Raw genomic sequence first — 18,785 nt, forward strand, 5'->3', positions numbered from 1 at the left:
TCCTCTCTCCCTGCTTCGCCCTTTGCGCCGCCATGTCGTTGTCTGATTTCATTTATCGCGCCTTTGAGAAGCTCATCCGTCCGCTGGATATTCCACCCGCGCCGCTGCCTGCGAGCGGGCCGTTTGCGCTGCTCCTGCATTTTGCGCGGATGTTCCGCGGCACCCTTGCGGCCATTACCGTCCTGATGATGGCGGTCGAGGGGATCAACCTTGCGACGATTTGGGGGGCCTCGTTCGTCGTCGATGGGGTGAGCGCGAAGGGCGCGGCGGTTTTCCTGCAGGAGGACTGGCCGACGCTGGTCGTGCTCGGCGTGCTGGTTTTCCCCGTGCTGCCGTTGCTCATCTTCGTGGGCAATGCGCTGAACTCGCAGACGGTGGCCGTATGCATGCCGGCGGCGATGCAGTGGCAGGGCCACAAGGCGGTGGAACGTCAGGATCTTGCCTTCTTCCACGACCTCTTCGCAGGTCAGGTGGCGTCGCGCATTTCGCAAGTCGCATCCGCCGTGCAGCAGCAGATCGTCGTGGCCTTCTACAGAATACCGCTGTTTCTGGTGCAACTCGTCGGTTCGCTCGTTCTGCTTGGCGCGTTGTCCTGGCCGCTGGCGCTTCCGGTTTTCCTCTGGATCTCCGCCAACATCGCCATTGCGGTGGTGGCGGTACCCCAATATTCTAAGCGGTCGCGCCGCTCGGCGCGGGGGCGAAGCCTCGTGGTCGGCGCCATGACCGACCTCTACAGCAACATTCAGATGGTCAAGCTGTTTGCGGCGGAAGACAGCGAGGCGGGCGCGATGCGGACCGTGATGGAAAACGCCATCGAGACCCAGCAGCGCGAAAGGCGCATCTATCTGACGACCGATATGGGCGTCGTCCTGCTCAACGTTGCCCTCTTTCTCACCAACGTTGCCATAGGGCTCTGGGGATTTGTCGCCGGCTTCGTCACGGTTGGTCAGTTCGCCGCTTCGATCGCCATCGTGCAGCGGCTCAATGCCAACTCCCGTGCCTTCCTGCAGATGGGCCAGCAGATTTTCCAGGCGGTGGGCACGATCCGCGACGCAATGCTGGTCGTGACGACGCCGCCGACCATAAAAGACGCGCCGAACGCCAAGCCGCTCGACGTCACGGCCGGCGAAGTCGAGTTCAAGAACATCCAGTTCGAATACCGCGAGGGTCAACGGGTGATCGAAGACCTGTCGCTCACCGTGCGCGCCGGCGAGAAGGTCGGGCTCGTCGGCCTCTCCGGGGCCGGCAAGTCGACCCTTGTCAGCCTGCTCCTGAGGTTCTTCGAGCTGAAGGGCGGCGCGATCCTGATCGATGGGCAGGATCTCCGCAGCGTGACCCAGGCCAGCCTTCGGGAGAGCATCGGCGTCGTCACCCAGGACGTCTCACTGCTGAATCGCTCCGTCGGCGACAACATCCGTTATGGCCGGCCCGATGCCCCGCCGGAGGCGTTGGAGCGCGCCGCGATGCTGGCCGAGGCCGACGGCTTCATCGCCGATCTCAGAGATGGCGAAGGCCGCACCGGCTACGACGCTTTCGTCGGCGACCGCGGGGTAAAACTTTCCGGCGGCCAGCGTCAGCGCGTCGCGATCGCCCGGGTGTTGCTCAAGGACGCGCCAATCCTGGTTCTCGATGAGGCGACGTCCGCATTGGACAGCGAGGCCGAGGCGGCGGTCCAGGACAAGCTCGCTCTTCTGATGGAAGGCAAAACTGTGATCGCCATCGCCCATCGCCTGTCGACGATTGCCAGGATGGACCGGATCGTCGTCCTCGACAAAGGCCGCATCGTCGAGGAGGGAAAACCATCGGCGCTGCTGGAGCGCGACGGGCTCTATGCCCGACTGTGGAAGCTTCAGACCGGCGGCTATATTGCCGACGCCCTCGAGGAGATGTGAGCCGCCCTCGGTGATGATGTTTTGCTCATGGCCGGCTCGATACATTCTGCTTTCACTCCGGAAACCGGACTTGGCTGAACTCGTTTCCACCATAACGTTCGGAAGCCGATCCCAACTTCATCGATCATGAGCGAAGCCATAATCCCGAACTCCCGTGCCGCCATTCTCGAGCGGCGATCTGCCGGCGCGCTGACATGGTCCGGCCCCGCCCTGATGTTGTTCGCGCGGTCGGCTTTCGCTGTTGCCGCGCAGGGCCTGGTTGCGGCCGTGTACGCTGCGCACGGTTCGGCGACGCCCTGGCGCGACGCACGGGCTTGGCTGCCGGTATATGGCAGCTTGATCGACGCGGGCTGCCTTGGACTCCTTTGGTGCCTTGCGCGGCGCGAGGGCATCACGTTGCTCGATTTGGTCGGTTTCGATCGCAAACGCTTGGGGCGCGATCTGTTGTTGGGCGTTGCGCTCATCCTCCCGAGCCTCGTTTTCATCTACGCTGGGATCACCGCCAGCAGCCTGTTGGTCTATGGCAACCCTGACGCACCGCAAATATACGGACCTTTGCCGCTCTTGCCTGCGCTCTACGGGGTGCTGATCTTTCCGTTGGTCTGGGGCATTACGGAGCAGACCACCTATAACGGCTATCTTCTGCCGCGTTTCCAAGTCTTGTCGGGAAGCACGGGATTTGCCGTTGCCGTCGTAGCGTTTTCCTGGTCGTTTCAGCATGCGGTGATGCCGCTGACGTTCGACCCACACTTCATGCTCTACCGGCTCTTGGCACCCATCGCGCATTCGACATTCATCACCCTCGTGTACCTGCGCGTGCGCCGCATCCTGCCGCTGGCGACGGCGCATTGGCTCATGGATGGGGCGTCGGTATTCATCGGCATTCCGCTGTTGCGGTAGAAGGGTTCAAACGGGCTGAGATGCCCACTTTAGACCGAAGCCTCCGATCGACGAAATCGAAAGCCTGGGTTTGAGCTACATGGGGTCTCGGGAATTGGCCAGTTGACGAACAGGCCTCCAACCGTATAGTCCGCGCCCATCCAGGCCGCCCGGCCTGAGCCCCTATGGCGGAATTGGTAGACGCGCTCGACTCAAAATCGAGTTCCGCAAGGAGTGCTGGTTCGATCCCGGCTAGGGGCACCATTTCCTAAAATTCCCACGCCACTTCCTGTTAAATCCAATGGCGTGGGTGGGATCGTCCACGACGCCCTCGACGGCCACCGAATGGTTGCGTCTTGCCTGTTGCCGCAAGCTGCCCAAGCTTCCGCTGAACGGTGCGCGGACCAGCCCCAAGCGCAATCTGGCGTTCCTCACCGCACGCGATCAGGCGTGCCGCGGTCCCGCAAGAAGACGTTGCCGCAAAGTCGATCGCTGCCCGACGGACATGTTTCCTCCCGCGAACTACCCACCAGACCCGGCCCACGGATGCAACCTCGGGAGGTGAGATATGCGGGCATTATGGCACGATGCGAAACAGCTTCGTCTTGGATCGTGCTGCGGGCCGGAGCCGCCGCCGTGCCTAGCGCAGGGCCGCCACGACGTCGGCGAAGTCGGCCCGCTTGCCATTGCCGGCGCGACGCAATTGCACCTCGACCGGCTTGCCGTCGGATTGGTCGCAGTAGACGATGGGTCCGGGCCGCACCCATTTGTCGCCCCACTCGGTCAGCGCGATAATGACCGTTTTGAATTCCAGCCCCTTCCGGGTCAGGACGTAGTCGGCCTGCTCGCCGGCGGCACCCGGGCGACGGTCCATCAGGCCGGCCTCGACGAAATCCTCGAGGCGCTTGGCCAGGATGTTGGTGGCGATCCCCAGGCTCTTCTGGAATTGCGAAAAGCGCGTGCAGCCGCCGAATATCGCGTCGCGCAGGATCAACAGGCTCCAGCGCTCGCCGACCAGTTCCAGGGCGCGTGAGGCCGAGCAGTTTTGTTTTTCATAGAGACGACCAAGCATGGTGTGAACATACCCTATTGACTTGCATCATGCAAGTACGCAATTGTGCTTGCATGATGCAAGCGACAGAGGTCGAGAGAGTGTCGCTCCACTTCATCGCCCGAGATTTCGTGTGTCCATCAACCAATCAGATCCAGACAGGAGATATGTTATGAAAAAGGAAGAAGATTACACGACGTCATTCGTCGTTAAGCAAAGCCCCGAAGAGGTTTTTGCCGCGGTTGTCAATCCGCGAGCCTGGTGGTCGGAAGATATAGATGGCGATACCAACAAGCTCGGTGCGATATTCTACTATCATTTCAAGGATATCCACCGCGGCACATTCAAGGTCACGGAGCTTGTGCCTGGCAAGAAGGTCGTCTGGCACGTCGTCCAGAACTACTTCAACTTCGTCAAGGATGCGACCGAGTGGACCGGCACGGACGTGGTCTTCGAGATCGCGCCGACCGAAAAGGGGACCGAGCTGCGTTTCACCCATGTCGGGCTGACGCCGAGTGAAGAATGCTACGATGTCTGCCATGACTCGTGGCGCTTCTATGTCGCGAGTCTCCGCGACCTGATTTCGACGGGCAAGGGGCAACCCAACAAGGGCGAAGAGAACGCCAACCCAACGGTTGTGCCGCAAAACGAGGACCTCGGCGCCGTCGAGCGCAAGGCGGCAGGCGATGGCGCCGAGATGATCGTCATGACGACGGCAGCGGCGAAGCCCGGCATCGAAAGCAAGGTGCGGAATGCCCTGCGGGACGTGGCGGGGGCGGCCCGCAAGCAAAGCGGGTGCATCGACTATAGCGTCTTTCGCTCGGAGGCAGAGCCCAACGTTACCATCTGCGTCGAGCGCTGGGCATCGAAGCAGGAGCGCGACGCTTTTCTACGCTCGGCGGACGCGAAGAATTTCGTTTCGGCCATAACCGGCGCCTTCCTGGAGCGGCCTTCGCCGATCTCCTACACGACGTTGGAAGTCGGGTCCTAGTTGCAAGGTTCGCCCGGTCACGGCGCCGGCTGCCCTGGAGCAATGCAACGGGGCAGACGGCGTCCAAGCGTGGGAACAGAAAACCATAGCCTACTTGCATGATGCAAGAACGAATGGCTTGCATTCATGCAAGAGGAAGAGAGATCGCCGTGCCGAAATCGATGGAAGTCACAAACAAAGCCGTTCTCGTGACCGGGGCCAATCGCGGCCTCGGCAAGGCGCTGGTCGAGGAAATATTGAGGCGGGGTGCCAAGCGCGTCTATGCCGGCGCGCGCAAACCGCTCGCCCACGCGGATCGGCGCGTCACGCCGCTGATCCTGGACGTGACCGATGCGGTGCAGATTGGGGCGGCTGTCGAGCGGATCGGGTCTCTCGATATCCTCATCAACAACGCCGGCATCGGGCTCTACGACGATCTTGGCGATCGTGCTGCGCTCGAGCGACACCTCGCCGTCAACCTGCTCGGCGTGCATGGCGTAACCCACGCATTCCTGCCGCTGCTCACGAATTCGCGCGGCGCCGTGGTCAACATCCTGTCGGAAGCGGCTCTCGTTCCCTTCCCGATTATTCCGTCTTACTCACTATCGAAGGCCGCCGCGTTTTCCATGACGCAATCGCTGCGTGCTCTCGCCGGCGCTCGTGGCGTGAGCGTTCATGCAGTCCTGTCCGGTCCCATAGACACCGACATGAGCAGAGACGCCGATATACCGAAGAGCTCCGCGGAGAGCGTCGCGAAAGGTATCCTGGACGGCATGGCGCGAGGGGAGGAGGAAATCTTCCCTGATCCGAAATCGGCCTCCATGGCCGAGAGCTGGCGCGGCAGCGCGTTCAAAGCGCTCGAACGCCAGATGGCGGCTTTCGTCCAAGCCATGCCCGCCAAGCCATAGGCGACCGCCGCCATCGATACGCTGCCAGCATTCGCAATTCAGCACCCCACAGTGGAGCGGAACATCATGCTGTTGAACGCAACTTCCCCGGTTTTCACCAGCGGATCACGATGACTTTGTCGGTCCCGTTAGCGAGTTCGACAGCTTCGGTGCCATCCGGTTTGCGGCTTTGGATTCTGGCGCTCTCGACAGCTTCAACGCCAACAACGTTGACTGCAAAGGCTTCATCGATTTCGGCGGCACAGACCAAGGTGTCCGGCGGCAGGTCCTTTACTTGATCCAACAACTCGCGAAGCTTCATGGTCGAATCTCCTTGGCGATAGCAGGAATGAGCAGCACGCTTTCGCCGCACATTCGGAACCATGTCCCTTGAGAAAGGTTCCCGATGAGGTGGAGATGCCGCAGAATGGGACGAGCGCGACGATCCGCCCGTCGCGATGATGTGAACGCGCCGTGCGAAGCATCTGTCTCAAATCCCTGTCCCTAATGCTGCCGGCGCAATTCCTTGTTGATCATGCCGCCCATCGCTAGACCGACCGCCATCACCGCAAAAGTCGCCGCGATAGATCGCTTCGGCAGCACCGTCTCCCAACCTGGCGTCAACCGCTTCGGCACGAAGCCATAATCTGTTGCCGCGGCAATGGCCGCTGCCGCCAACGCATCGCGAAATATCAGAAGCGACGGACGCGGCGGCCTCGAGGCGAGCCATAGTTCGAAAAGGAATGCCCAGAAGATGGAGGAAGCGTGATGCGTGCCATAGCCGACGAGCGTGTGCGCCACGTCACCGCGCCGCACGGACGCGGCCTGTTCGCCGTAGAGCCAGTGGCTGGTCGCATTCGTGGGCTGCAGGGCGCCTTTGCCTTCCCGCCTTGCAAGCAGGGCCAGCGCAGCTGTCGTGGCGAAGCTGACGATCGTACCCGAACCGGCTGCGGACAATCCTGTCTGGATCAGACTTTTCACTTGGTCCTCCGTCGTTTCGCGGGTCGGCTCCTTGGAACGCCTTCGTGAATTCGCGGCAGTCTCGTGCCGTCGTTGCCAAACGGCAAAACGAGTCCGAAGTTCCGGGAACGGACTTTTGGTTGGACGTTATCCCAGAAGCGTCCTCTGGGATAACGCCATTGAAGTCCGGCTGCCTTTCCTCGCAAGCTCGGATCGCAGCCCGGCCGCTATTACATTGGCCCCGGCACCATCTTGGTCGGCTGCTCAGGCATCGGAAACGGATAGTTGTCGCATTTCACGTCCGGGTTCGTCGGGCTGAACATTCCGAGCGGGTTGTCCTTGAACAGCCAGGCGTGAAGGTCGTAGTGGTGGAACTCCTTCGGGATGAGCGGGTAATGCCCCTCCATCGGCCCCTGGAATGTCTGGCCGAAGAGCTTCGGCGGCTCCTTTGTGTCCGGCGTCAAGGGCACGAGCCATTCCGCGCCGACCAGGCGCAATTCGCCGCCGACCGGCTCATAGATCAGCACATTGGGGCGCGTCGGATCCGCGGTCGGGCCGACAGTCGTGACGTTGACGAAATGGATGCCCATCGCGCCCTTCGGGTAGTCCATCGCCCCCTCTACCTTTTCGCCGCTGTAGAAGACGCATCCTACCGTCGATAGATAAAGCTCGCGAATGGCAACCTTGTAGTCTTCATACCTGGACAGCGATTTACGCAGGGCATCGATCTCGGCTTTGTCGGGTTCGGCCGCCCGAGGAGTGGCGGCGTTCAGCCACGCGCCAATGAGACCTGCCAAGGTGAGGATACCGACACGCCTGAGGTGAGTTGTTTTCATCATGCATTCCTCCCAGATTTTTTTCTTCTGGCCGTGCAGGACCGAGGCGGCAGTGATGCTGGACGCGCGGCCGTAATTGATCGCCTCATCCCGGTTGGGACTGCGTCGATGCTAATCCTTTCCGCTGATCGGGAGAATTAACCCTGACGACCTAGGCCCGAGCGGGCCGACGGTGCGGAGACGGACGGCCGGGCCCGCTTTGGACCGATGCACTAGCGCCGGCGCAGCAGGCTCCTCATCCGGTTGCGCAGCAGGCGCGCCATGTTGCGGGTTTCACGGTAGAGGTGAAGCTGCGACGCCGCCTGGCGGGCGGGGCGGTCGGCATCCGGCGTCAGCCCGATCACCAGCGTGCCCATCGGCTTGCGTTCGCTCCACAGCCGGCTCATCACCGGATGGTCGGGCACCGCGCAGGAATCGGTCATCATGATGTTGGGGTCGTCGAGATGCTGCCTGGTCACCTCGATCATCAGCAGCGTGCCCGGCGAATAGGCGGCGAGCGTCTCGTCATAGGCGGTCTTCCAGGTGTAGGCGACGCCGGCCTCGACGAAGACGACCAGGCAGGCAATGGTGCGGCCGTCGAGCGTCAGCGAATGGATGCGGCAGAGATCCTGCTCGGCCAGCCGGTGCACCGCCTCGCGGGCGAAGGCGGCGCGGTAGCGGTCGATCGCCATGGCAGTGCGCTCGCGGCCTTTCCAGCCGGCAGCCTCCAGCGTCAGGAAATTTTCGATGGCGTGGCGGATCTCGTCAGGCCCGCGCGCCACGACATGCTGCAGCCGGCCGAGGTCGGCGAGGCGGCGCTTCAGGCGGCGGAACTCGCGATAATGGTGCGCGCGCAGCGAAGCTTTCAGATATTCCTCGCCATCGAGCTCGCTTTCGAGCACCGGGCGCTCGGCCTTGCCGGTGGTGACCAGCGTCAGGCCGCGCGTTTCGGCGACGCTGGCGAGCAGGTTCGCCACCGGGCCATCCAGCCTTATGTCGGGCAGCACGAAGACCTTCGGCAGCTTGAGATGCGGCCTCGACAGCATCGCGAAGAAATCCTCGATGACACCGATCGGATCGTCGCGGTCGACCAACGGCGTGCCGATCGGGCCGAACGGGCTCGACCAGGTGCGCATGACGGGAACCCCGAGCGGCACCACCGGTCGCTCGACCGAGAACGGCACCAGCAGGCGCAGCCGGTTGCGATACTGGTCGCCGTCCCGGATGACGGCCAGCCGCACCTCGCGGTCCTCGAGCCTGGGCATGGCCGGCGCCAGGAAGCGCGGATTGAAGAAGACGTTGGGCTCGATCGTGCGGGTACAGAGATAGTCGAGCTCCTCGACCAGGTCGAAGCCGGCGGAGGCCGGATAGATGGCAAGCTTGCGCTCGGGCCGGTTGTTGGCGAGGATCTCGACATGGGCGGGATCGGCTTCGCGGGCAAGCCCGGCAAGGCCGGACACCATGGCGCCGGCCGGGCCGCCGCTGGTTTCCTCGAGCAAGGGGACGGCAGCCATCAGGCAGCTCCTTTGGCGGGCACGAAAATGACCATGGCGATGCCGAGCTTGCGCCAGACCGTAAAGGACAGCGCGCCGGCCTCGAAGATCATGGCGAAGACGGTGGCCATCGCCGCGCCCCACAGACCGAAGAGCGGGATCAGCACGACGCTAAGCGCGATGTTGAAGGCCAGCGTCATAGCATAGACAGCGGCACAGATGTTCTGGTTGCCGCTCATGGTGAGCAGGCTTTCGCAAGGGCCGACGGCGGCCCGCGCGACGACGCCGAACACCAGCAGGAACAGCAGCGGATAGCCGGCGGAAAATTCCGGGCCGAACAGGGTCAGCATCGGCTCGCCTAGGGCCAGCACGAGCAGCGCCATCGCCAGCGACGGCCAGAAGGTCCACGACACGGTTTCGCGGGCGAAGGCGGCGAGCCTGTGCGGCTCGCCATGGGTGAACTGCGCATAGCGCTGGGCGACGCCGGCCTTGACCGCGAAATAGACGAAATGCACTAGCGCCAGCGTCTTGACGGTGGCGAAATAGACGGCGACGTCGTTGGGATCGAGATAGGCGCCGACCATCAGCACGTCGGCATTGGTGAGCAGGAAGAAGAAGCTCTCGACCAGGAAGATCGGCAGCGAGACGATGAACCATTGGCCGAAATGCAGCTTCATCGGCCCGGCCGGAATTCTTTTGTCGATGCGCGAGGTGACGCCGACGAGCTGACCGAGCGTGGTGGCGTAGGTGGCGGCGATCGCGGCGAAGATCGCCGTTCTGGCGTCGGGCGCGTAGCCCGCCAGCAGCATCAGCGCCATGAACGCCAGGATCAGCAGCGGCCGCACCAGGAATGTCGGCGACAGCGCAAACAGCGCCCAGGAATTGGCCCGCGCCAGCCCTTGCAGCAGGTCGGACATGGCGATCATCGGCAGGCAGATGATGCCGAGGATGAACGGCACGACATAATAGTTCTCGATAAAGGGCGACAGTAGCCAGACGCCGAGCGCGCCGAGGCCGGCGATCACCGTTGAAGCAACCAGCACGAACAGCCGGCTGGCCCGCACGATGCCGCGCAGTTCGGCCAGCATGCCGCGCTCGCGATATTCCGGGATGAAGCGGATGATCGAGGTGTGGAAGCCGAGGCAGGCGAGATTGCCGACGATGACCATCGTCACCCACACGAGCACGAAAATGCCGTATTCGAACGACCCCATCCAGCGCGCCATCAAAACCTGGCTGACGAAGGCGATGACGGCGCTGACGATGCGGACCGAAAAGGCGATCAGCGACATGCGGCCGGCCTCGCCGCGCGCGCCGGCGCTGAACAGGACGGCATCGATCAGGCCAAGCAGCGGCCTTATGCGCAGCGCAAGGCGCTGCGGCAAGAACCGCCCGGCTGTCGTCGCCGCGGAAAAGCGCACCCCGATACTCTCCGTTTTCCGCCAATTTACAGGGTGTTGGTGTAGCGGAGACACATTAAGAAACGGTTGGGTGGGCTTTCCTTCGCCCCGTCTCGGGGAGAAGGCGCCGGCAGGCGGATGAGGGGCGGGTGCGCTGCTTCATATTCATCATTCGCGCAACCCTTCACCCTGCTCGGTAGTGTCTCAGTTTGAAATACGCGGAAACGCCTATCTCGTTTGCCCCATATGCCAAAACGCCTATATGCTTAGCGGAACGCATGGCAGCAACAATGGTCTACACTGTCATCTGGTATGGAAGGCAGGGCATCGTCGACAAGGTGATCTTCGACGAGGAGAAGACCGCGAAAGATCATGCAACCTCCATGTTCCAAACCCGAAAGGGTGACGATGGAATCGTGTCCGTTGAAGTTCGTAAGGACAACGGCGCTGTCGTCTTTAGCCATGCGGAGAACTAGGAATGCCAACCGGACCTAAAGGCCAGGAAGGATGTTCTGCCACCACTTACCAGCTCACAAACAAGCTCATCAAGATCGGTGCCGAGGTTATCAGCCATGGGTGTTATGTCGCCTTCCAGATGCGGAGGTCGCTATCCCGAGGCAACTCTTCCCCGACATCCTGCGGCTGATCGCGGAACTCCGGCCATCGCCCTATCCATCACCGGCGTGACCGGCCCGGTTGTCATGCGTTTCAGCAAAACCAGGGGAGAACTATGCCTTGAAGAAAGCGAAATCGACATCCTCGGCCAGCAGCGGGCAGACATCACGACTTTGGCCGATCACCAACGCCATTTTTGCCGGGTCTGGTCTTGCAACTGGTGCCAGTTTGCGCAAACCTCAGTCTCAACAGACCGGTAATCCGGTGGATGCCTGATTACCTGAATCTGGGAGGGGCGAAGTGTTAGGCGAGCCCATTACCGTTCTGATGGTCAATGAGTATCCTGACTACATTGATGCACAAGTGTGGGCTGCTGAGCTGAAAACCCGTGTGCCGCAGCTGGAGTTCAGGCTTTGGCCAGACGCCGGGAACAAAAGTGACATAGATATTGTGCTGATCGACAAGGGCGCCAGTCCTGGCTTTTTTGATGCCATGACGGGGCTAAGCGCCGTCGTCTATTTGGGAGCTGGTGTCGAGGGTATTGATCTTCAGAGCTTTCCCAAGAGTGTTCCGCTCATCAGGCTCGCAACGCGTGAGCAGGCTTCGGAAGTGGTGCAGTACATCGTCCTTCGCGTTCTCTGCCAGCAACGGCATGTTGCGGATTACATTAGTCTACAAGCCCGCAAGTTGTGGAATCCGATCGCGCCGCGGAAGATCTCCGAGACAAGAATAGTTGTGCTGGGTGCGGGCCGGATCGGTGGCTGGGCCGCAAAGCTGTTTGCGGACTTGGGCTACGACACAGCAGTCTGGTCTCGTCATCAAAAGACGCTTCCTGGTATACACAGTTACTTTGGCCGTGCCCAGCTTGCGGACGCATTCACAAGTCGGGACTACGTTATCTGTTCACTTCCCCTGACTGGTGACACTCGTGGGACTCGAGTGCCTTTGGAAAAATGAAGCGAGGTGCCTACCTTGTGAATGTCGGCAGGGGCGCGCATGTCAACGAAGCCGACCTGATCCGCGCTCTCGACGAAGGTCAGCTTTCTGGTGCTTGTCTTGACGTGTTTGAGCGTGAACCGCTGGAGGCTTCATCGCCGTTGTGGACTCATCCCAAGGTGACCGTCACACCTCATGTCGCGAGCTTCTGGGTGGATTCTGGAATCGACCAGGCCGCAGATCTCTGCGGTCAAGTCGCAAGAGGAGAGCCTCTGTCCAACAAGATCGACCTCGAACGGGGTTATTGAATCGAAGTAGTGTCTTTACCCACTTTAGCAAGTTCCGATCTTCATGAAGCGCGGACATCAGCGCGTGCGTCACCCGGCTATTAGATTTCAAACTGAAACACCACCGACGGTCGAGATACAGAAAATTCGAAATGCGTATTTTGGTGTCGGCGGGACAGCGCCCCCTGTGGCCTGCCGGCCATCTCCCCCTCAAATGGGGAGATCGACTAGTCGCCAACGCCTCTGCTGCCCCTCATCGCCCTTTCGGGCACCTTCTCCCCGTATGACGGGAGAAGGAAAGTAGGCGCTTACGCAAACGCCCCGTGGCAGTGCTTGTATTTCTTGCCCGACCCACACGGGCAAGCTTCGTTGCGGCCGACCTTGCCCCAGCTTGCCGGGTTCTTCGGATCGCGGTCTTCGGGGGCGACGATGGCGTTGGTCTCCTGGCGGACCAGCACGGCCGTCTCGCCGCCTTCGAAATCGTCTTCGCCGGTGAAGCCGTCGATGTGGCTGCCGAACATGTCGGGCGCCTCGGGCGGCGGCGCATCGGCCGCCTGGCGGACCAGCTCGACGCGCATCAATTGCGCGGTGACGGCCTGGCGCAGATTGCCCAGCATCGCCTGGAACAGCTCGAACGCTTCGCCCTTGTACTCCTGCAGCGGATCGCGCTGCGCATAGCCGCGGAAGCCGACGACCGAGCGCAGATGGTCGAGATTGACGATGTGCTCGCGCCACAGATGGTCGAGCGTCTGCAGCACCACCGAGCGCTCGACATAGGTCATCACGTCGGGGCCGAAGCGCTCGGCGCGTTCCTTGGCGGCGGCCTCGGCGGCCTGGCTGACGCGCTCGCGGATGTCGTCCTCGGCGATGCCTTCTTCCTTGACCCAGTTCTCGACCGGCAGATCGAGATTGAGGAATTCGGCGATCTCGGCCTTGAGGCCGGCGACGTTCCACTGCTCGGCATAGGCGTTTTCGGGAATGTTCTTGGCGACGATCTCCTCGATGACGCCTTCGCGCATCTCTGTGATGGTTTCGGACAGGCCCTCGCCGTCCATCAGCTCGATGCGCTGCTCGAACACCACCTTGCGCTGGTCGTTCGAGACATCGTCATATTTCAGCAGGTTCTTGCGGATGTCGAAGTTGCGCGCCTCGACCTTCTTCTGCGCCTTTTCCAGCGCCTTGTTGATCCACGGATGGATGATCGCCTCGTCTTCCTTGAGGCCGAGCTTCTGCAGCATGCCGTCCATGCGCTCGGAACCGAAGATGCGCATCAGGTCGTCCTGCAGCGACAGGAAGAATTTCGACCGGCCGGGATCGCCCTGGCGGCCCGAGCGGCCGCGCAACTGGTTGTCGATGCGGCGCGATTCATGGCGTTCGGTGGCCAGCACGTAGAGGCCGCCGGCGGCGAGCGCCTTTTCCTTCAGCCGGGCGATGTCGTCGCGGATTTCCTTTTCCTTGGCTTCGCGCTCGGGGCCGGCCGGCATGTCGCCAAGCTCGTCGGCGATGCGCATGTCGGCATTGCCGCCGAGCTGGATGTCGGTGCCGCGGCCGGCCATGTTGGTGGCAATGGTGATGGCGCCGGGCTTGCCGGCCTGGGCGACGATCGCCGCCTCGCGCTCGTGGTGGCGGGCGTTCAGCACCTCGAAATCCTTAAAACCTTCCTTGCGCAGGCGTTCGGCCAGCTGCTCGGACTTCTCGATGGAAGTCGTGCCGACCAGCGTCGGCTGGCCCTTGGCGCGGGCTTCCTTGATCTCCTTGACGATCGCCTTGTATTTCTCCTCGACCGTCCGGTAGACCTCGTCGTCTTCGTCAATGCGGATGACCGGCAGGTTGGTCGGGATCTCGGTGACGTCGAGATTGTAGATGTTGGCGAATTCCTCGGCCTCGGTCAGCGCCGTGCCGGTCATGCCGGCGAGCTTCTTGTAGAGGCGGAAATAGTTCTGGAAGGTGACCGAGGCGAGCGTCTGGTTCTCCGGCTGGATCGCCACATGCTCCTTGGCTTCGAGCGCCTGGTGCAGGCCCTCCGAATAGCGGCGGCCGGGCATCATGCGGCCGGTGAACTCGTCGATGATGACAATCTCGCCGTTGCGTACGATGTAGTCCTTGTCCCGCTGGAACAGCCGGTGCGCCTTCAGCGCGTTGTTGACGTGGTGGACGATGGCGACGTTCTCGACGTCGTAGAGCGACTCGCCCTTGAGCAGGCCGGCATCGCGCAGCATGTTCTCCAGCTTCTCGGTGCCTTCCTCGGTGAAGATCGACGTCTTCTGCTTCTCGTCGATCTCGTAGTCCTGCGGCTGTAGCTGGATGATGAAGGTGTCGATGGTGTTGTACATTTCCGAACGGTCCTCGAGCGGACCGGAAATGATCAGCGGCGTGCGGGCTTCGTCGACCAGGATGGAATCGACCTCGTCGACGATGGCGTAGCTGTGGCCGCGCTGCACCATCTGGGCGCGCTCGTATTTCATGTTGTCGCGCAGATAGTCGAAGCCGAGCTCGTTGTTGGTGGCGTAGGTGACGTCGGCGGCGTAGGCGACGCGGCGCTCCTCGTCGGACAGGCCATGGACGATAACGCCGACCTTAAGGCCGAGGAATTTGTAGACGCGGCCCATCCATTCGGAGTCGCGCGTGGCCAGATAATCGTTGACGGTGACGACATGGACGCCATTGCCGGCGAGCGCGTTGAGATAGACCGGCAGCGTCGCCACCAGCGTCTTGCCTTCGCCGGTGCGCATCTCGGCAATGCCGCCAGTGTGCAGCACCATGCCGCCGATCAGCTGCACGTCGAACGGCCGCATGCCGAGCACGCGGCGGGCGGCCTCGCGCACGGTGGCGAAGGCCGGCACCAGGAGGTCGTCGAGACTGGCGCCGTTGGCGATGTCCTGGCGGAATTTGTCGGTGCGGGCCTGAAGCTCGGCGTCGGAAAGCGCCCGCATCTCGTTTTCCATGGCATTGATCGCCTCGACGCGCGGCCGGGTCGATTTGACCCGACGATCGTTGGAGGAGCCGAAAACCTTACGGGCGAGACCGCCGAGACTGACCATCCAATGGCCCTTTCGATAGCATTCCAAGTCATTGCGACAGGCGCCGGCCGGCCCCATCAACTCCACGTGAACGCGGACAAACGCAAAAAGCGCCCGGAAAACGGTTCTGGACGCAAAGTCGTTGGACAGATAAGAGGGGGCTCATTCGATGTCAACGCCGCGCTCGCCCTGTCGACCGCGCCAAATTCCGCCACAATCCTGCTGGTCTGGAAGCCATTCCGCTCTAGCTACCCCGCTTTGGAGATAATCGTAATGTCAGTATTGTTCCGCCGCGCGTCGCTCGCCAGCCTTGGTCTGGCATTCGGGCTATCGGCCCTCTCGCTGTCGCCGCTGATGGCGCAGGAAGCCGCCCCTGCCCAGCCGGCAGCACCCGCTCCGGCGGCCAAGCCGGTCGATCCGAACGCCGTGGTCGCCACCGTCAACGGCCAGACGCTGACCGAGGCAGACCTTGGGCTTGCCGAGGGCGAGCTGTCGCAGCAGTTCGCGCAGCTTCCGCCCGAGCAGCGCCGCGCCGCGGCGCTGTCGGCGGCGATCGAAATCCGCGTCATGGCGGCTCAGGCGGTGACCACCGGCCTCGACAAGGACCCCGACTTCCAGCGCCGCATGGCATTCCTGCACCAGCGCGCGCTGCATGGCGAAATGGTCGAGAAGGGCGTCGTCGACAAGGTTACCGATGCCGAGGTCCGCGCCCGCTACGACCAGGAAATCGCCAACACGCCGCCCACCAATGAGGTGCACGCCCGTCACATCCTCGTGAAGACGAAGGAAGAGGCAGACGCCATCATCAAGCAGCTCGACGGCGGCGCCGATTTCCAGAAGCTTGCCAACGAGCACACCAGCGATCCGAGCGGCAAGACCAGCGGCGGCGATCTCGGCTGGTTCGGACCTGGCCAGATGGTGCCGGAATTCGACAAGGCGGTGTTTGCACTGGCGGTCGGCAAATATACCGACCAGCCGGTGCAGTCACAGTTCGGCTGGCATGTCATCAAGGTCGAGGACAAGCGCACCAAGCAGCCGCCGGCCTTCGACCAGGTCAAGGACCAGGCGCGCCAGGCGGTCATCCGCGACAAGTATTTCGCGCTGGTCAAGTCGCTGCGCGCCAACGCCAAGGTCGACATCCCCGATGCGAACCTGAAGAAGACGGTCGACGCGCTGGAAAGCGCCAAATAGGCCAGATTGGGCTACGACAGGGCGCGCTGCCGCCCTGTCGCTTCTATTTGGTAGGGCGAGCGATGATGCGTCGACGTCGCCGCCGGACCGCCGTGGCGTCGCCGGCATCGTCAGCGACGATGCCTTTCAAGACATAGCCGACCGCCCTGCGCAGCGTCGCTTCGTCCTCGTCCAGGCGGTTCGTCAGAAGATGCGTCCAGGCGAACGAGGCAATCAGGTCGGCGACGACAGTGGCATCGACGTCGGCAGCTATTTCTCCCCTTGCCCTGGCGCGTTCGACCATCTGGCCGGTATGGACACGACGCCCTCTTGCGTATTCGGCAAGGGCGGCGGACGCGTTTTCATCCGACTGCGCTTCGGCAATCAGCGATCGGAACACGCTGCCCGACGACGTGTCGCGCCAATGCGCGAACAAGCTCTTCAGGAAGCCGACGAGATCCTCCGCAAGGCTCCCGGTATCGGGATTGTCGACCCGCTTTTGCCGCTGGTAAACGTCGAGCAGCAAGGCGGCCTTGCTTGGCCACCAGCGATAGATCGTCGGTTTTCCGGCGCGTGCGCGGCGCGCCACCGCCTCGATCGAGAAGCCGGAATAGCCGGCTTCGACCAGTACCGCCTCGGCGGCATCGAGAATGGCATCGGCGCTTTCCGGGCTGCGCCGTGCGCCAGCCGACTTGCGCCCGGGATCGGTGATTTCGCCCATCTCTTCTTCCTTACCCGTGAGTTCAGCAGCCATCATATACAACTCTTGACGAAACGGAACGATCCGTTTTATATGTAACGGAACGTTCCGTAACGATGAGGAGAACGCCAATGACCTCGACCGCCGCCACGCGTTTTTCGCGCCTGCGCTTCGCCCTGCTGGTGCTGCTCGGCGTGTATCCGCTGATCACTGCCATTTTGTACGTGGTTTTTCCGCTGACGCAGGAATGGCAAATCTGGCAGCGCACGCTGGTCATCGCGCCGCTGATGGTCTCGATCATGATCTGGGGGCTGATTCCGGGCGTGCAGCGGGCGTTTCGCGGGTTCATCAACCCAGCGGTCCGCTGATGTTCATTCCAGCGCTTGCGACGTTTCCGAGGCAATGCGCCACGCGCCATCGGCCAGCACGAGTTCCAGCGTCACCCGCGCCTTGCCGGTCAGCCGCTGCGCCGATTTGTCTTTCGGCACATAGTCGTAGCGCATGGCGAAAACCACGTCGGCACGGTCCTGGCCGTGCGGCGTCACCTCAAGGCTGCCGGGTTCGAGACCGAACGACCACGATGCCCATTGCGCGAACCAGTCGGTCTTGACCTTGACGATCGCCTCGCTGTCGTAGCGCGTGCCGTAGATGGTGGCCGACGAACCGTAAAGCCGCTTGACGGTTTCGCGCATTCTCCTGGCATCAGGCGCCAGATAGTTTTCGCGCAAGAATTTTTCGATGGCACCCTCGTCGCCGACGGAGCGTTCGAGCGCAGCCACCTGCGACGCGGGAGCCGGGCTGACGGCCGGTTTCGGTTGCTGGGCAGTGTCTGCGCCCGGAACGAATTCGAAACGCTCGAGCAGCGACCCCTGCTCCCAGGGACGCTGCGCCTCGCGCGTTGCAGAAACGACGTCGCGGCGCACCGCGATCATCATGTCGTTGATGCTCTGTCCGGGCTCGGCCATATGCCGCAAAAGTGCCGCCGCAAAGGGCGAGTTGCGCCCCGTCCCGTCCATTGCGACAGCGCCGGGCGCCGTCGAGAAGGCGATGAACGAGCCGCGCGTCGATTCGAACTGGGCGAGGCCGGCGAGAGCCGTCGCCGAGCGCGTCGTGGCGCTGCGGCTGAGGCTTCGGGCAAACGGGTTGTTGCGGCAGGCATCGAGAAAGACCAGGCTGACTTTGGTCTGCTGCTCCATGATGTCGAGGACCTCGTCGATCGGCACCGCCTCGAGCTGCAGCTTGACCGGCATGTCCAGCCTGGCGTCGACCGGCACGATGAAGTTGCGCCCGTCGACTTGCAGGCCATGGCCGGCATAGTAGAACAGCCCGGCACCGGCGCCTTGCAGCGCATCGGAGAATTCGCCGATCTTGCGTTCGAGCTCGCGCTTGCCGAGATCGTTGCCTTCGATCACCTCGAAACCGACGGCGCGCAGCTTGTCGGCGATGTCGAGCGCATCGTTGACGGGATTGGCCAGCGTGCCGGCTTCGGCGTAGCTGCCGTTGCCGACCACAAGCGCCACGCGCCGCGCCGTCTGCGCATCCGCCCGCAGCAGCAGAAAGCCCAGAAACGCCAGTGCCAAGACCACAAGCCTGCCCATGGGGCAGGATCATAGCGCTATCGGTCGCAGCGACACCAACAAATTTGCAACAGCCTGCTTGCTGCCGCGGCAGGTGTCAGGCGTCCGGCACCCGTAATGGCTGTGAATACGC

At 62.4% G+C, this 18,785-nt stretch carries 17 protein-coding genes, 1 tRNA gene and 2 pseudogenes; 11 read left to right on the forward strand and 9 right to left on the reverse strand.

Features of this window, described 5'->3' with window-relative positions; translation table 11 throughout:
- Positions 1-32 precede the first annotated feature (32 nt).
- The 3 genes from NKI29_RS19650 (at position 33) to NKI29_RS19660 (ending at position 3,035) form a co-directional block, all read left to right on the forward strand.
- Positions 33-1,892, forward strand: coding sequence for an ABC transporter ATP-binding protein (locus NKI29_RS19650; protein ID WP_352570540.1), 1,860 nt, complete (start codon positions 33-35; stop codon positions 1,890-1,892).
- 213 nt (positions 1,893-2,105) lie between these two features.
- Positions 2,106-2,792 (forward strand): CPBP family glutamic-type intramembrane protease, encoded by a 687-nt coding sequence (locus tag NKI29_RS19655; protein WP_352641045.1) that lies wholly within the window; start codon positions 2,106-2,108, stop codon positions 2,790-2,792.
- A gap of 158 nt (positions 2,793-2,950) precedes the next feature.
- Positions 2,951-3,035 (forward strand) — tRNA-Leu (locus NKI29_RS19660).
- Positions 3,036-3,411: 376 nt separating this feature from the next.
- Here the strand turns inward: NKI29_RS19660 and NKI29_RS19665 are convergent.
- Complete coding sequence (locus NKI29_RS19665; protein ID WP_352456668.1) at positions 3,412-3,843, reverse strand: winged helix-turn-helix transcriptional regulator; 432 nt, start codon at positions 3,841-3,843, stop codon at positions 3,412-3,414.
- A gap of 151 nt (positions 3,844-3,994) precedes the next feature.
- Between NKI29_RS19665 and NKI29_RS19670 the strand changes: the two genes are divergently transcribed.
- Both NKI29_RS19670 and NKI29_RS19675 read left to right on the forward strand, forming a co-directional pair.
- Positions 3,995-4,813, forward strand: a complete 819-nt coding sequence (locus NKI29_RS19670) for an antibiotic biosynthesis monooxygenase (RefSeq protein WP_352570538.1) — start codon at positions 3,995-3,997, stop codon at positions 4,811-4,813.
- 161 nt (positions 4,814-4,974) lie between these two features.
- Positions 4,975-5,700, forward strand: a complete 726-nt coding sequence (locus NKI29_RS19675) for an SDR family NAD(P)-dependent oxidoreductase (RefSeq protein ID WP_352696755.1) — start codon at positions 4,975-4,977, stop codon at positions 5,698-5,700.
- Between the two features lie 94 nt (positions 5,701-5,794).
- On the opposite strand, the gene NKI29_RS19680 is transcribed toward NKI29_RS19675, so the two are convergent.
- The 5 genes from NKI29_RS19680 to NKI29_RS19700 all read right to left on the reverse strand — a co-directional run bounded on the left by NKI29_RS19680 (position 5,795) and on the right by NKI29_RS19700 (position 10,368).
- Positions 5,795-6,001 (reverse strand): hypothetical protein, encoded by a 207-nt coding sequence (locus tag NKI29_RS19680; RefSeq protein WP_023677964.1) that lies wholly within the window; start codon positions 5,999-6,001, stop codon positions 5,795-5,797.
- Positions 6,002-6,183: 182 nt separating this feature from the next.
- The gene (locus tag NKI29_RS19685) at positions 6,184-6,660 is read right to left on the reverse strand and encodes a hypothetical protein (RefSeq protein WP_352570535.1); all 477 of its coding nucleotides are present in this window, start codon (positions 6,658-6,660) and stop codon (positions 6,184-6,186) included.
- Between the two features lie 209 nt (positions 6,661-6,869).
- Positions 6,870-7,478: a hypothetical protein gene (locus tag NKI29_RS19690; protein ID WP_352570534.1), complete on the reverse strand. Its 609-nt coding sequence runs from the start codon at positions 7,476-7,478 to the stop codon at positions 6,870-6,872.
- Positions 7,479-7,687: 209 nt separating this feature from the next.
- Positions 7,688-8,968, reverse strand: coding sequence for a GNAT family N-acetyltransferase (locus NKI29_RS19695; protein WP_352570533.1), 1,281 nt, complete (start codon positions 8,966-8,968; stop codon positions 7,688-7,690).
- The gene (locus NKI29_RS19700) at positions 8,968-10,368 is read right to left on the reverse strand and encodes a lipopolysaccharide biosynthesis protein (protein ID WP_352570532.1); all 1,401 of its coding nucleotides are present in this window, start codon (positions 10,366-10,368) and stop codon (positions 8,968-8,970) included. Before NKI29_RS19700 ends, NKI29_RS19695 begins: the two co-directional genes overlap by 1 nt.
- A 269-nt stretch (positions 10,369-10,637) precedes the next feature.
- Between NKI29_RS19700 and NKI29_RS19705 the strand changes: the two genes are divergently transcribed.
- The 4 genes and pseudogenes from NKI29_RS19705 (at position 10,638) to NKI29_RS19720 (ending at position 12,206) form a co-directional block, all read left to right on the forward strand.
- The gene (locus NKI29_RS19705; protein ID WP_352456662.1) at positions 10,638-10,823 is read left to right on the forward strand and encodes a hypothetical protein; all 186 of its coding nucleotides are present in this window, start codon (positions 10,638-10,640) and stop codon (positions 10,821-10,823) included.
- Between the two features lie 53 nt (positions 10,824-10,876).
- Positions 10,877-11,034, forward strand: a pseudogene (locus NKI29_RS19710) (IS1380-like element ISCARN79 family transposase); the annotation flags it as partial.
- 48 nt (positions 11,035-11,082) lie between these two features.
- Complete coding sequence (locus tag NKI29_RS19715; protein WP_352456661.1) at positions 11,083-11,238, forward strand: hypothetical protein; 156 nt, start codon at positions 11,083-11,085, stop codon at positions 11,236-11,238.
- 216 nt (positions 11,239-11,454) lie between these two features.
- Positions 11,455-12,206 (forward strand): annotated as a pseudogene (locus NKI29_RS19720) (NAD(P)-dependent oxidoreductase).
- A gap of 287 nt (positions 12,207-12,493) precedes the next feature.
- On the opposite strand, the gene secA reads toward NKI29_RS19720, so the two are convergent.
- Positions 12,494-15,226, reverse strand: a complete 2,733-nt coding sequence (gene secA, locus NKI29_RS19725; RefSeq protein ID WP_352754564.1) for a preprotein translocase subunit SecA — start codon at positions 15,224-15,226, stop codon at positions 12,494-12,496.
- 252 nt (positions 15,227-15,478) lie between these two features.
- Between secA and NKI29_RS19730 the strand changes: the two genes are divergently transcribed.
- Positions 15,479-16,396 (forward strand): peptidylprolyl isomerase, encoded by a 918-nt coding sequence (locus tag NKI29_RS19730; RefSeq protein WP_352797031.1) that lies wholly within the window; start codon positions 15,479-15,481, stop codon positions 16,394-16,396.
- Positions 16,397-16,439: 43 nt separating this feature from the next.
- On the opposite strand, the gene NKI29_RS19735 is transcribed toward NKI29_RS19730, so the two are convergent.
- Complete coding sequence (locus NKI29_RS19735; protein ID WP_352797049.1) at positions 16,440-17,096, reverse strand: TetR/AcrR family transcriptional regulator; 657 nt, start codon at positions 17,094-17,096, stop codon at positions 16,440-16,442.
- A gap of 110 nt (positions 17,097-17,206) precedes the next feature.
- Here NKI29_RS19735 and NKI29_RS19740 point away from each other — a divergent pair, with 110 nt between their 5' ends.
- Positions 17,207-17,443, forward strand: a complete 237-nt coding sequence (locus NKI29_RS19740) for a putative antibiotic biosynthesis monooxygenase (protein WP_352456657.1) — start codon at positions 17,207-17,209, stop codon at positions 17,441-17,443.
- A 3-nt stretch (positions 17,444-17,446) separates the two neighbouring features.
- Here NKI29_RS19740 and NKI29_RS19745 read toward each other — a convergent pair whose 3' ends face one another.
- Positions 17,447-18,673 (reverse strand): caspase family protein, encoded by a 1,227-nt coding sequence (locus NKI29_RS19745; protein ID WP_352696741.1) that lies wholly within the window; start codon positions 18,671-18,673, stop codon positions 17,447-17,449.
- Between the last annotated feature and the right edge of the window lie 112 nt (positions 18,674-18,785).

The organism is Mesorhizobium sp. M0678 (genome assembly GCF_040320505.1).
In the GTDB taxonomy this organism is placed as follows: Bacteria; Pseudomonadota; Alphaproteobacteria; order Rhizobiales; family Rhizobiaceae; genus Mesorhizobium.